Origin of the sequence: Streptomyces sporangiiformans (assembly GCF_005768555.2) — a bacterium.
Taxonomy (GTDB): Bacteria; Actinomycetota; Actinomycetes; order Streptomycetales; family Streptomycetaceae; genus Streptomyces; species Streptomyces sporangiiformans.
The window spans coordinates 195,067-209,400 of record NZ_VCHX02000083.1 but is presented as its reverse complement, the minus strand read 5'-3'; the positions used below and the strand labels follow the sequence as shown (position 1 = coordinate 209,400).

The following is a 14,334-nucleotide window of genomic DNA, read 5'->3' as shown; positions in this document are numbered from 1 at the left end:
AGTGCCTCCTTGTGTCGGATACCGGCCCACCTGAGCGATCCACAGCCTGGAGGCATGACACAGAACGCAGACGTCACAGCGCCCACTGCCCCCCTCACGGGTCCCCAGGCCAGAGGGCGGGGAGTCCTCGGCCGGCCGGCTGATCGGGGTGGATCTCGCCCGCGGGCTCGCCGTCTTCGCATCACGACCGTGCGTCGGGCGCCGTCCACTAAGGCATACACCCTCAGTTCGACGCCGTCGGCCCAGGCTGAGACCGGACGCTGGCCTTCGGCGGCGAAAGGGATGACGGAGCCGGGCAGGCCGGCAACGGCAGGGCGTGGAAGCCGTGCTGCTCGCTCACCCAGCGGGGGTGTCGCAGGACAGGAACTACACCGTTTCCGGCAACCAGCTCACCCTCACGGCACGTTGTCGCCTTTCCTCATCCCCTCGCCTGCCGCCGCCGCCATTCGCACCTGGCGGTGGAAGCCACGCAGTGCGTTGGACACGACGCCACCACAGAGTTGTCAGGGACATGCATGCGTCCTACAGTCCGTCAGAGACAGGGTATGGGAGCGCTCCCAGCGTAGGGAGGGGAAGCGCCCCTACCCCCATCTCCGGCCGTACCTCAGGAAGAGGGCCCCGCATGCGACCGTTACCGCACCTTCCCCGCACCGTGCGCGGCACGTTGGGCACGCTCGTCACCGCGCTCGCCGCCGTCGGGGCGCTCTTCGCCGCCACGCCCCCGGCCCAGGCCGACACCACGGTCTGCGAACAGTTCGGCTCGACTGTCATCCAGGGGCGATACGTCGTCCAGAACAACCGCTGGGGCACCAACGAGCCCCAGTGCGTCACCTCCACCGACACCGGCTTCCGGCTCACCCGGGCCGACGGTTCCGTGCCCACGAACGGCGCGCCGAAGTCGTACCCGTCCCTCTTCAACGGCTGCCACTACACCAACTGCTCGCCAGGGACCAACCTCCCCGCGCGGCTCGCCGACATCTCCAGCGCGCCGAGCAGCATCTCGTACGGCTACGTCGGCGACGCCGTGTACAACGCCTCGTACGACATCTGGCTTGACCCGACGCCCCGCACGGACGGCGTGAACCGGACCGAGATCATGATCTGGTTCAACAAGGTGGGCCCGATCCAGCCCATCGGCTCCCAGGTCGGCACGGCCACCGTCGGCGGACGCACCTGGCAGGTGTGGTCGGGCAGCAACGGCTCCAACGACGTGCTGTCCTTCGTCGCCCCGTCGGCGATCGGCAGCTGGAGCTTCGACGTGATGGACTTCGTCCGGCAGGCCGTAGCCCGCGGACTGGCACAGAGCAGCTGGTACCTGACCAGCGTTCAGGCCGGCTTCGAACCCTGGCAGAACGGCACCGGGCTGACCGTCAACTCGTTCTTGTCGACCGTCAACACGGGTGGTGGACCGGGCGGCCCGGGCGGCGCCACGACCTGCGAGGTGTCGTACGCCACGAACGTGTGGCAGGGAGGCTTCGCCGCGAACGTCACCGTCGCCAACACCGGTTCGGCACCTGTCGACGGCTGGCGCCTCGCCTTCACCCTGCCCTCCGGCCAGCGCATCACCAGCGCCTGGAACGCCGCCGTCTCCCCGTCCTCGGGATCCGTCACGGCGAGCGGCCTGACGCACAACGCGAGCATCGCCCCCGGCGGCAGCCAGACGTTCGGGTTCCAGGGCACCTACAGCGGCGCCTTCGCCGCGCCGGGCGGGTTCAGCCTGAACGGGACCACCTGCACCAGGACGTGACGTGACCGGCACCGGACGCTTGCGTGCCGTCCGGCCCCATGACAGCCATCCGCGGCGACGGCCCTCGCCGCGGATGGCACCAGGAAGACAGACCGTCTGCTCAAGTCCACACACCTTGGCCGAACAGCCGGCGGCGCCCCTGGCTCCGATGTCTCCGGCCGAACCACCTGGTCACTTCGGTGCACTCCCTGTGACAGCACAGGCAGTGCCGTTGAGGGTGTAGGAGGTGGGCGGGGCGGTGTTGCCGGTGTGGGCTGCCTGGAAGCCGATGTCGACCGAAGCGCCTGGAGCGATGGTGGCGTTGTGGGAGGCGTTCCGGGCCGTCACCCGGCCGGAGGCGGCGGAGTAGTCCGCGTTCCAGCCGGAGGTGATGGTCTGGCCGTCGGGCAGGGTGAAGACGAGGGACCAGCCGTCGATCGCGGTGGTGCCGACGTTGGCGATGGTGATGCTCGACGTCAGGCCGGTGTTCCAGGCGCTGACGGTGCCGGTGACCCGGCAGGTCGCCGTCCCCGGCGGCGGGTTGGAGGTCTGGAACTGCGTGAAGAACTTCCAGACCTCTTGCGGCACCCAGGTCCTGGAGCCGCTGTCACCGGCGGCCCCGTCCTGTGGAGCGGGGATGTGCCCTTCGTCGAACGCGGCCCAGGCGACCGGATGTCCTGCGGAGCAGCCCGAGTAGGTGGTGACCCGGTGCGTCAGGCTGCCCTGCGCCGGCTCCGGCGGGTTCTGAGGGGTGCAGCCGTTGTTCCTGACGAACCTGTCCCGCATCGCCCGTCCGCCGGAGATACCGAGGACACTGTCCCTGAGGCCGTGCACTCCGAGGTAGGCGATCGGCTGGGTGCCGCCGCTGCACCCGCTGAGCTGTCCGCCACCCAGGACCGCGACCGCGCGGAAGACCGTCGCGCGGGAACACGCGAGGGCGTACGACATGGCGCCGCCGTAGCTGAAGCCCGTGGCGAAGCGCTGTGTCGTGTCGACGCACAGGTCCGCCTCGATCCGCCTGATCATGTCGTCGACGAAGGTGACATCCTCCCCGCCGGCATTGGCCCAGCCGTTGTTGAGTCCTTGGGGTGCGACGAAGATGGCGCTGTTGTTCGCCAGTCGCTGGAGCCCGTAGTAGGCCCAGGTGCCCGTTTCCACGGTGCGGCCCGTGGCTACGTCAGTGGAGGTGCCGCCCAGCCAGTGGAACCCGAAGACCAGCCGGTGGGCGCGGTTGCGGTCGTAGCCGTCCGGGATCCGCAGGATGAAGCTCCGGTTCTTGCCGTTGCTCTGGATCGTGTGCGTACCGCTCGTCAGTGTGGGGGTTTTGCCGCATCCGGGGCTCGCGGCAGCGGTACCGACGGTTGCGGCAGCCGTGCCGGAGGCCGTGAGCGGCGTGTTCTCTCGGTGGTCACTGCCCAGCGCCGTGCCTCCCATGGTCAGGACGAGCAGCACCGCGACCACGGGGGGCCATAAATGGAATCTTGAGGACCTTTTCATCAGGCAACTCCCCTTCTCCTGCCGGAACATCGCCATGTGCGGACAAAGATCTGAAGTGCGCGACGCGCGAGGTCGCGACGAGTAGCCGCTGCCGCCGGCGGCTGAGGCCACGCGTGTGGTGAAGGAGGAGGCGCCTGAGCCGTCGGCCGGTGTGCGGCATCCCTCACACGCGGGTCCACTTCTGGTTGGCCTGGCCGTTGCAGGTCCACAGGACCAGCGGGGTCCCGTTGGCGGTGCCGGCCCCGTTGACGTCGAGGCACAGCCCGGCATGGACGTTGCGGATCGACCCGTCGGAGCCGACGGTCCACTTCTGGTTGTTCTGGCCGTTGCAGGGCCAGGTGATGACCCGGGTGCCGTTGGTGGTGCCCTGGTTGTAGGCGTCCAGGCACTTGTCGCCGAAGACGCGGATCTCGCCGTCGGCCCACGTGGTCCACAGCTGGTTGGCGGCCGTGTGGCAGTCCCAGACCAGTGCTGTGGCCCCGGCCGCGGTGGAGGCGTTGTCCACGTCCAGACAGCGGCCGGATGCGTTGCCGCGCAGCCGCGAGGTGGTGGCGGTCTGCGGGCTGCCTCCGGTCACCCGGAACACGGCCACGCCGTGGGCGGGGACGCTCGCCGAGATCTGCCCGGACGTGCTCGACGTGCCGCCGGTCCACAGGTCCGTGAGCGTGAACTGCCCACCGGACAGGCCGACTTGCGCGGCCGAGGTGGTGACCGTCGAGGTGCTGCCTCCCCTGTTGAACAGGCCCACCGCGACCGAGCCGTCGGACAGGCGCTTGGCGAACACCTCGGTGCTGCCGTCGTCGCGCACCCTGCGCCCGCCCGCCCCGAGCGGGTCCTGGTTCACCGCCAGCAGACGCGGGTTGCGCAGGATCGCGCTCACGTCGCCGGACATGGTGCGGATGTCGTTGCCGGCCATGAGCGGTGCGCTCAGCAGCGCCCACAGGGCGAAGTGGGAACGGGACTCGGTCAGTGACAGGCCGGGGCGTCCGACGACCAGCATGTCCGGGTCGTTCCAGTGTCCCGGGCCCGACTGCGCCGCCAGCGGCGCGGTGACGTCCAGGACGTTGCCGACGCCCATCGGATAGCTGTTGGTGTTGCCGTTCTGCCAGATGTCGAGCAGGTCCTCGGTCGTCCGCCACAGGTCGGCGACCTCGCCCCAGTTGTAGGTGGCGCCGGTGATGGCGTGGAAGCTGTTGGGGTTGATGCTGTAGACGATCGGCCGCCCGGTGGCGCGCAGGGCGTCGCGCATGAGCGAGAAGCGCGCGACCTGCTCGTCACGGGTGCCCTCGGAGGAGCACCAGTCGTACTTGAGGTAGTCGACGCCCCACGAGGCGAACGTGGCGGCGTCCTGGGCCTCGTGCCCCCTGCTGCCCGTCGACCCGGGATAGGCGCCGGTGGTCTGCGCGCAGGTGCGTGCGCCCGGCACCTGGTAGATGCCGAACTTGAGGCCCTTGCTGTGGATGTAGTCCCCGAGGGCCTTCATCCCGCTCGGGAACTTGGCCGGATTGGCCCGCAGGTTGCCTGCCGCGTCGCGCTGTGGGTCGAACCAGCAGTCGTCGACCACCACGTACCGGTAGCCGGCGTCCCGCATGCCCGAGGACACCATCGCGTCGGCGGCCTGGCGAACCTGTGCCTCGGTGACCGAGCACCCGAAGCTGTTCCAGCTGTTCCACCCCAGCGGTGGAGTAAGCGCCGGACTGCCGGGCGCGGCCGAAGCGGTGGAGTGGGCGGAGGCCGTCACGGACGCGGTGACCGTCAGCGCGGCGGCCGCGAGGAGGTGGAGCAGTCGTCTGCCTGATCGTCTGGGCACCGGGGTTCCTTTCCCGGAAGGGCACCACGGGCGGGTGATGCGCAGCAGATGTCACGTTCATGACACAAAGAAATGGAGATCCAGGGGTTCGCAATTTCGAACGCAATTCAGAAAGTCAGGGCGCCACGGATACTAGATAAACGTCCCAACATGTCAACACCATTCGACCTCCGCACTCCGCCCTGCGGCCACCGACGACCGAAACAGCCCACGCCGATCTGCGACATTCGGACATCGGTCCTGCGGCGACTGCCACCAACCCGATCCCGAATGTTTTCGATGCAGCTTCACCAACCCGATCCCGAATGTTTTCGATGCAGCTCACGATGCGGGGAGTATTGACGGGATCCACCGACCTCCTATTATCCAGGGTGCTCGACAAGCCAATCTGCGTTCGACATCACGAACTTGATGGATCGATCGGGTCACTCCGCGCCGCATGGACAAGGCAAGACACTCCCGCGTAACGCACGCCGGCAAAAGGAACTCCGCAGCCATGAGGCCTGCGGCGGCGACATGCACCAACCGCAACGGCCGGGCTACACAAGGAGAACGCCACACATGGATTTGTCATGCCCCCATCAGCACATGCCCCGTCGCCGCGCGCTGGCGGCCGCCACCGGCCTGGCCACCGGCGCCTTCCTTCCTCTGGCTGGAGCTACCCGCACTGCCGCCTCCACTCCTGCCCAGGGGTCGGCCCTCGCGGCTGCCGCGGCGTACACGAACCCGGTGATCTGGCAGGACTTCGCGGATATCGATGTCATCCGCGTCGGCGCCACCTACTACGCCTCGGCCTCGACGATGCACTACTCGCCAGGCGCACCCGTCCTGCGTTCGTACGACCTGGTGAACTGGGAGGTCGCCGGTCACTCGGTGCCGGTCCTCGACTTCGGCGCCAAGTACGACCTGAACGGTGCCCGTGGCTACGTCCGGGGTATCTGGGCGTCGTCGCTGGCTCACCGCCCGAGCAACGGGACCTTCTACTGGCTCGGCCAGATCGACTTCGCCAGGACGTACATCTACACCGCCACCGCGGTCGAGGGACCGTGGAGCAGACTCACCACGATCAGCACGCCGTACTACGACGCGGGGCTGCTCGTCGACAGCGACGACTCCCTGTATGTGGCGTACGGGAACACCACCATCAGCGTGGCCCAGCTCTCGCGCGACGGCCGCACCCAGGTCCGCACGCAGCAGGTGTTCACCACCCCGTCGAGTGTCGGCACCCTGGAGGGGGCCCGCTTCTACAAGATCAACGGGCAGTACTACATCTTCCTGACCCGCCCGGCCAACGGGCAGTACATCCTGAAGTCGTCGAGCGGCCCCTTCGGTCCGTACACGATGCGGCAGGTCCTCCTCGACCTGCGCGGGCCGATCCCCGGCGGTGGCGTCCCGCACCAGGGCGGGCTCGTGCAGACGCAGAGCGGCGCCTGGTACTACATGGCCTTCGTGGACGCCTACCCCGGCGGCCGGGTGCCTGCCCTGGCGCCGGTCACCTGGACCTCGGACGGCTGGCCCGTCGTGCAACTCGTGAACGGCGCGTGGGGCACCTCGTATCCCAGTCCGGCCGTGCCCACTCCGCCCCGCCCGGTCACCCCCATGGTCGGCGTCGACACCTTCGATGGCACGGCCCTCAAGCCGAGGTGGGAGTGGAACCACAACCCGGACAACACCAAGTGGTCGGTCAACAACGGCCTGACCCTGCGGACAGCGACCGTGACCAACGACCTGTACTGGGCCCGCAACACCCTCACGCACCGCATCCAGGGCCCCACCTCCACCGCCACTGTCCAGCTCGACCACTCGGCGATACGGGACGGCGACCGGGCCGGACTCGCGCTGCTGCGTGACTCCTCCGCGTGGATCGGCGTCAAGCGCGACGGCGGCGCGACGCGGGTGGCGATGGTCAACGGGCTGACCATGGACGGCAATTGGAACACGACCGGCACCGGCACCGAGGTCGCGAGCGCGACCGTCTCCGGCGGCCGCATCTGGCTGCGCGCTGCCGCGGACATCCGCCCCGGCGCGGCACGCCCCGGAACCTTCTCCTACAGCACCGACGGCACCACCTTCACCCGCCTCGGATCCGCCTTCTCCATGGGCAACGACTGGCGGTTCTTCATGGGCTACCGATTCGCCCTCTTCAACCACGCCACACAGGCACTCGGCGGCGCGGTCCGCGTCATGCGGTTCGAGCTGTCCGTGCCCTGAACCGATCCCACCGACCGCACCAACCCAACCCCCCGCCAACCGTACGAGGAGAACCATGAACCCGCTGAAACGGCTCGGCCGTCGCCGAGCCTCGGTGTTATCCCTGCTGGCCGTGGCCGCCCTGGTGACGTCAGAGGCCGCGACCGCCGCGCCCGACGCGCCCGACGCCGCCCGGGCCTCCACACTCGGCGCTCAAGCCGCCCAGTCCGGACGCTACTTCGGAACCGCCGTGGCCGCCGGACGGCTCGGCGACGGAACGTACACCGGGATCCTGGGCCGCGAGTTCAACTCGGTCACCCCCGAGAACGAGATGAAGTGGGACGCGACCGAGCGGTCCCGCGGACAGTTCACCTTCGGCGCCGCCGACCAGATCGTCAACCCTGCGACGGCCCGCGGTCAGCGCGTGCGCGGCCACACCCTGGTCTGGCACTCCCAGCTGCCCGGCTGGGTCAGCTCCATCAGGGACGCGAACACGCTGCGCGGCGTGATGAACAACCACATCACCACGGTGATGAACCGCTACAAGGGCCGGATCCACTCCTGGGACGTGGTCAACGAGGCCTTCGCCGACGGCGGCAGCGGCCAGCTGCGCAGCTCGGTCTTCCGGGACGTGCTGGGCAACGGCTTCCTCGAGCAGGCCTTCCGCACCGCGCGCTCCGCCGACCCGGCGGCCAAGCTCTGCTACAACGACTACAACATCGAGAACTGGAACGACGCCAAGACCCAGGGCGTCTACCGCATGGTGCGCGACTTCAAAGCGCGCGGCGTGCCCATCGACTGCGTCGGCCTCCAGGCCCACTTCGGCACCGGCGGCCCGCCCGCCAGTTTCCAGACGACGCTGTCGAACTTCGCCGCCCTCGGCGTGGACGTCCAGATCACCGAGCTGGACATCGCACAGGCACCGCCGAACGCGTACGCCAACACCGTCAGGTCCTGCATGAACGTGGCGCGCTGCACCGGCATCACCGTCTGGGGCATCCGCGACAGCGACTCCTGGCGCGCCGGGGAGAACCCGCTGCTGTTCGACCGCAACGGCAACAAGAAACCGGCCTACCAAGCAACGCTGTCGGCATTGGGCGGCACAGCCGCGACACAGCAGGCCACCACCGCCCGTTCGCCCCGGTCCGCCGCCGCGCCGGCCGCGCTGCCCTCCCGCTTCTCCTGGAGTTCCAGCGGGACACTGATCTCACCGAAGTCGGACGCCACCCACAACATCGCCGGCATCAAGGATCCGACGGTCGTCCGGTACAACGGCAAGTACCACGTGTTCGCCAGTACCGCGAGCTCCTCCGGATACAACCTGGTGTACCTGAACTTCAGCGACTGGTCGCAGGCCGGTTCGGCCACGCACCACTACCTGGACCGCAGCGCCATCGGACGTGGGTACCGCGCCGCGCCGCAGGTCTTCTACCACGCGCAGCAACGCCTGTGGTACCTCGTGTACCAGACCGGCAACGCCTCGTTCTCCACCAACCCCGACATCAGCAACCCCAACGGGTGGAGCGCGCCGCGCAACTTCTACTCGTCGATGCCGGACATCATCAGGCAGAACATCGGCAACGGCCACTGGGTCGACATGTGGGTGATCTGCGACAGCGCCAACTGCTACCTGTTCTCCTCCGACGACAACGGGCACCTGTACCGCTCCCAGACGACCGCCGGCCAGTTCCCGAACGGCTTCACGAACACGGTCATCGCGCTGCAGGACTCCAACAAGTACGCCCTCTTCGAAGCGAGCAACGTGTACAAGGTGCAGGGCTCCAACCAGTACCTGCTCCTCGTCGAGGCCATCGGATCGGACGGCCGACGCTACTTCCGCTCCTGGACGACGGGCAACCTCGCCGGCTCCTGGACACCCCTGGCCGCATCCGAGAACAACCCCTTCGCCAGGGCGAACAACGTCACCTTCCCGTCGGGAGCCTGGACCAGGGACATCAGCCACGGCGAGATGATCCGTGCCGGCTACGACCAGACACTCACCATTCCCGCCTGCCGGCTCCAGTACCTCTACCAGGGCATGAACCCCAACGCGGGCGGCGACTACAACACCCTCCCGTGGCGGCTCGGCCTGCTCACCCAGACCAACTCCACCTGCTGACCGACCGCAGGCCCTCGGCTCACGCCGGGGGCCTGTCCCTCATGGGACGACGCAGCCTGGTGACCGCTGAGGCGGTTGCGGCGCACAGGTGCCGCAGGAACGGGCACGGTTGGCGGCCCCTGCACCGGACGACGGAGAAACCGCGGCGCGCCGGCACAGCCATCACAGGCCGACGGCCCGGGTGCGGGACAGCCTCGCCCAGGTAGGACGATCAACGGTCCGCGACGACGGCACGGTAGGCGGCAGCGGGGCGGGGCCCATGGATTGCGCTGAGGCTTCGATCGCGCCCGTCGGGCCCCCGCGCGTCAGGCCAGGCCGAACCGCTCGGCGTGCACCTGCCGGTGGGGAACCTTCAGCCTGCGCAGGGTGCTGAGCACGGTCGAGGTCATCGCGGGCGGGCCGCAGACGTAGACGTCGCGTTCTGTTATGTCGGGAACCAGGGCGACGAGACTGTCGGGCTCGAACGGCGGGCTCGTCTCCCCTGTACGTCCGGTGAGCAGGTGCAGCCGCCCGCCGCGGTCCGCGATCAGGGCTCGTACCTCGTCGACCAGCACGGCGTCGTTCTCGCTGCGCACCCGGTAGAGCACGACGACGTCCCCGGCGGGTTCCTCCTCCAGCAGGGCTCGAACCGGCGTGATCCCCACTCCTCCGGCGATCAGCAGTGCACCGGGCCGCGTTCGATGCAACGAGGTGAACGCCCCGTACGGCCCCTCGACGAACGCGCGGCTTCCGACCGGGATGTGCCGCAGGCCGGCGCTGGTGCTGCCGACCGCCTTGGCGGTCAGGCGCAACGTTCGTCCGTCGGGTGCCGCCGACAGCGAGAACGGATTGGCCAGCCACCAGTGGTTGTGCCCGGGGAACCGCCAGATGCAGAACTGGCCGGCCCGGGCCGGCAGCCTGTCGAGGTGGCGGCCGGTGACGTGCACCGACACCACCTCGTCCGACTCCGGCACCACCGCCGTGACCTCGAATCGGTGATAGGCGTTGCGCCACACAGGCATGACGATCCGGCCCGTGACCAGGGCACCGAACGCGAACAGCCACAGGGCCCACCAGTAGATCATCGCGGGCGCGGAGGAGCTGAAGGTCGTGGTCTCCTGCAACTGGTGGACGAATGCCAGCCCCAACGCCAGGTACAGCAGCAGATGCAGGCCGTGCCAGGTCTCATACCGAAGCCGCCGTCTGACATTCCGGGCGGACACCGCGGCGACCACGACGATGATCGCCGCGGCCCCCATCCCGAGCAGCGAGGCGGGCACTCCGGCCAGTGCGAAGAACGTCTTCGTCATCGACGCGTCATCGAGCCTCGCGTAGCCCAGCACCACCAGCACGGCGTGGGTGAGCACGGTCCACAGCAGGGTGAAGCCGACCCACCGGTGCCACACCGTCAACCGGTCCATGCCGATACGGCGGTCGAGCCACGGCAGCCGGGCCACCAGGAGCAGTTGGAACAGCATCAGTACGGCGGCGTGCAGGCCGAAGAACTTGGCGACCGTGAGCACCCCGTTCTTGCCGGTCCCGGCGGTGAGGAACAAGGCCTCGACGATCAACAAGTTGACGATGACAAACATCCACAGCGCCCAGCGCGCCGCAACGACCGGAGGTATGGTGCCTGTCCGCACCTGTGTACTCGTCGCCTCCACCGCTTTCCCTTCTTATGTCCATGTGACGCGTTCGCGCCCGGAACCCGCGAGGTCGCGAGGAGCCGAGCGTCCTACCTGATACGGCCCCGGCCGCGGCAAGATTACGGAACTTGACGTAGAGAGGGCTCTACTTGGCCTCGACCGTTCTTGTTCCGCGAACCTCGCCCGACGGCCGTCCCGGCCGCCGTCGCCCGGTACGTTGAGTGATTAACGTCTTAACCACAAGCGGTCGCAGGGCTGTCGGGGTACACATGAAGAGCACGCACGTCTGGCGCCGTCCCACGCTCGGCGCCGTGGCCGCACGGGCCGGGGTGTCCACGGCCACGGTGTCGAACGCACTCAACAGCACCGGGCGGCTGTCGGAGGCGACCAGGCAGCGCGTGCTCGCCGCGGCACGCGAACTCGGTTACGCCCCGGCCAGTACGGCCCGGGCCCTGGCCCACGGCGGCAGCGGAGTGCTCGGCCTGACGATGACCACGTACGGCGACCTTCCCGTCCCGTACACCGAGATCCCGTACTACGCACAGCTGGCGCTGGGCGCGATGGCTGCGGCGCACGAGCGCGGCTACATGCTCATGGTGATGCCGAGTTCGTTGTCACCGTGGATGTGGCTCAACACGCCGATGGACGGCGTCATCCACGTGGCACCGCGCGCCGAGGACCCGGTGCGTTCCCTCCTGCGGGAGCGTGGCATCCCGATGGTCAGCGAGGGCCGGCCGCCCCAGCCGCGCTGGGGCGACGCGTGGGTGGAGACCGACCACGAGGCGGGCCTGCGCCTCCTGCTCGACCACCTCGCTGAGGCCGGCGCCCGGCGGATCGGGCTCTCCCAGCCGCTTCACGACGACGAGTACCCGGGCCAGGTCGGACGCGCCTACGCGTCCTGGTGCGCCGAACGCGACATGCCCGCCCTCGTCGAGGAGTACGCCTCCATGCCCGACTACTTCACGGCTGAACGGGACGCGGTCAGCCGGCTGCTCCACCGCGATCCACGACCGGACGCCGTCATCGGCATCTACTCCGACTCCGGTCACAACATCCTCGCCGCCGCCCGGGACCACGGGCTTCGGGTGCCGCGGGATCTGCTGGTGGCGTGCATCAGTGAGGATCCGGATTACGCGATGACGACCCCGCCCGTCACCACGATCAGCCTCCGTCCGGACCGGGTGAGCGACGAAGCGGTCGACCTGCTGATCGCTCTCATCAACGCCCGCAGCGGTGTGGACCGGCGTCGGCTCGTGCAGCCGGTGCTGGCCCCTCGCCGGTCCACACGGCGCCCGGTGCGGCAAAGGAACGGCGCACGGTGACCGCAGGGCCCCGGAACGCATCACGGTGAGCCCCGTGGCTCGCGGAGTCCGGCTGCCGAGCCGTCCAGGAACAGGGAGACGGCAGCCCATGGGGCTCCCTGCTGTGGCCGGGAGCCCCATGGAAGGAACGCAGGTCAGCCCATGCCCTGGAGGCGCCAGATCTGGTTCCTCTTGTTGTTCAGCACGCTCGCCGGGTCGCAGGGCCACTGGTGGATCTTCGCGCCGGGTGCGGTCGAGATCTGGCTGACGTCGACGCACTTGCCGCTGTGCACGGCGACCAGCTGGTAGTCCTTGCTGTTGCCGAGTGCTGTGACGGGGCTGAGGGTGAACATCTGGTTCGTCTGGCCGTTGCAGGTGTACTGCTGGACGGCCGCGTCATCAGCCGTGGAGGCGCCGGAAACGTCCAGGCACTTGCCGCTGTGCTCGTTGACCACGGTGTAGGTGTTCGCGCGGCCGGCGACCGGCTTGAAGTCGAGCATCTGCTGGTAGCCGCCCTCGCAGTGGTACTGCTGGTACTGCGTGCCGTTGGCGGTACTGAGGTTGGTGTCGTCCAGGCACTGACCGCTGTGCTGGGCCACCGCGACGGTGGAGACGGTGGTGTTGGACGGCGGGAGGAGGGTGACGGTGTAGGCGTCCGAGGCGTCTGTCCACGGCACGCTCACCGAGGCCGAGTTGCCGCTGACCGTCAGAAGCTGATCTGAAACGGTGACCGGGCCCGTCACCGCGGCGCCACCATTGTTGGGGATGCGCTGCAGGACCGCGCGAACCCGGCCGTTCTCCACCACCGAGGTGGTGTCCAGGCGGTCGAGGTTGACGGTGACCGTGCCGGTATTGCCGTTGCTGCCCAGCAGAATCTTCGCGTTCCGCGCGGAGTTGTCCTTCGTCGCCAGCCCGTCGGTGTTCGTACCGGCCGTGAACTTCACGATGTTCCCGGTCTGCGAGCCGTAGTAGCGGTACAGGAACCACTCCCCCAGCGGCAGGTACTGGCTGCCGGTCTTGGTGAGCAGTTTCGCCTGGAAGTCGTGCAGGTTCGCGCCCGACGCCCAGTTGGCGCGCAGACCGTCCGCTCCAGCCCGCTCGAGGCGCGAGATGTACCAGCCGCCACGGCCGGGGTTCTGCTCGTTGGTGCTGGCGTACTCGTTGACCTGGAACGAACGGCTCGTCGTCATCGACCGTGCCGACAGCTTGGACCTCAGGGAGCCGCTGTCGGCGACCGGGTCACCGGGGAGATCGTGCCAGCTGTAGACATCCGGCTCGACGTTGTTCGACTTCACGTAGTCGAGGTACGTGTTCCACCAGGTGTTGGTGCTCGTGGGCCTGCCGCAGGTGCTCGCCCCCACGATGACCGCGCCCGGGATGGCGGCGCGGATCTTCTGGTAGGCGCGCTTCCACATCTCCAGGTACTGCGGCTGGCCGGAACCCCAGAACACGCTGCAGTCGGGCTCGTTCCAGATGTCCCACTGGATGTCGGTCATCCCCGCGGCCCGCACGTCGGCGAGCAGGCGGTCGTAGAAGGCGTCGAAGCGGGACCAGTCGCCGTTGTCCCCCGGGAAGGTGGGGGTGGTGGTGCCGTCGGCGCCCCACAGGTCGTGCGGCAGCATGACGAACGTTCCGCCCAGCGCCTTGGTGCGCTTGTACTGGGCGAGCGTGGCGTTCCACCGGCGGTCGTACTTGCCGGCGACCCACCCTCCCGGGTTGTCCAGTTGGGCGCCGCCGGCCCGCATGAACTTCCACTTGATGTCCTTGTAGAAGTGGTCCTGGGGCAGCGAGCCGTTCTCGGTCATCCCGTAGATGGTGCCCGAGGCCCGGTAGGTGGGGGCGCCCCCAGCGGTGGAGAAGTCGACGGCGACGGTGGTGTCGGCTGCCTGGGCCGACGTGCCGGGCAGGACGACGGCCGCGACCGACGCCAGCAGCGCGGCGAACGCGGTGGTCCTGCGCAGGCGGCGGCCGCCTGCGGAGCCAGGTCTGCCGTTGCGTCTGGGCGGAGGAAGGATGCGGGACATACGCATGTGGTCTCCCGAGAAAGTGGGTGTTGCCTGGGTGGG

General features: G+C 68.7%; 8 protein-coding genes. 4 read left to right on the top strand and 4 right to left on the bottom strand.

Annotated features, from left to right (window positions below; genetic code table 11):
• Nucleotides 1–622 precede the first annotated feature (622 nt).
• Nucleotides 623–1,747 carry a glycoside hydrolase family 12 protein gene (locus FGD71_RS09740; protein WP_119099988.1) on the top strand — a complete coding sequence of 375 codons (1,125 nt, stop codon included), beginning with the start codon at nt 623–625 and terminating at the stop codon, nt 1,745–1,747.
• A 171-nt stretch (nt 1,748–1,918) separates the two neighbouring features.
• Here the strand turns inward: FGD71_RS09740 and FGD71_RS09735 are convergent, their stop codons facing one another.
• A complete protein-coding gene (locus tag FGD71_RS09735) occupies nt 1,919–3,178 on the bottom strand; it encodes a CE1 family esterase (protein WP_181359159.1) in 1,260 nt (419 codons plus the stop codon).
• A 208-nt stretch (nt 3,179–3,386) separates the two neighbouring features.
• Complete coding sequence (locus tag FGD71_RS09730; protein ID WP_119099986.1) at nt 3,387–5,033, bottom strand: glycoside hydrolase family 27 protein; 1,647 nt, start codon at nt 5,031–5,033, stop codon at nt 3,387–3,389.
• Nucleotides 5,034–5,621: 588 nt separating this feature from the next.
• Between FGD71_RS09730 and FGD71_RS09725 the strand changes: the two genes are divergently transcribed.
• Together FGD71_RS09725 and FGD71_RS09720 are read left to right on the top strand one after the other, a co-directional pair.
• Nucleotides 5,622–7,244, top strand: coding sequence for a glycoside hydrolase family 43 protein (locus tag FGD71_RS09725; RefSeq protein WP_181359158.1), 1,623 nt, complete (start codon nt 5,622–5,624; stop codon nt 7,242–7,244).
• A gap of 55 nt (nt 7,245–7,299) precedes the next feature.
• On the top strand, nt 7,300–9,342 hold the full coding sequence (locus tag FGD71_RS09720; protein ID WP_119099984.1) for a glycoside hydrolase: 2,043 nt from the start codon (nt 7,300–7,302) through the stop codon (nt 9,340–9,342).
• 305 nt (nt 9,343–9,647) lie between these two features.
• Here FGD71_RS09720 and FGD71_RS09715 read toward each other — a convergent pair whose 3' ends face one another.
• Nucleotides 9,648–10,913, bottom strand: a complete 1,266-nt coding sequence (locus FGD71_RS09715) for a ferredoxin reductase family protein (RefSeq protein ID WP_240436492.1) — start codon at nt 10,911–10,913, stop codon at nt 9,648–9,650.
• A 323-nt stretch (nt 10,914–11,236) separates the two neighbouring features.
• Here FGD71_RS09715 and FGD71_RS09710 point away from each other — a divergent pair, with 323 nt between their 5' ends.
• Nucleotides 11,237–12,289: a LacI family DNA-binding transcriptional regulator gene (locus FGD71_RS09710; protein ID WP_119099983.1), complete on the top strand. Its 1,053-nt coding sequence runs from the start codon at nt 11,237–11,239 to the stop codon at nt 12,287–12,289.
• Nucleotides 12,290–12,423: 134 nt separating this feature from the next.
• On the opposite strand, the gene FGD71_RS09705 is transcribed toward FGD71_RS09710, so the two are convergent.
• Nucleotides 12,424–14,298: an RICIN domain-containing protein gene (locus FGD71_RS09705; RefSeq protein ID WP_240436491.1), complete on the bottom strand. Its 1,875-nt coding sequence runs from the start codon at nt 14,296–14,298 to the stop codon at nt 12,424–12,426.
• Nucleotides 14,299–14,334 lie beyond the last annotated feature (36 nt).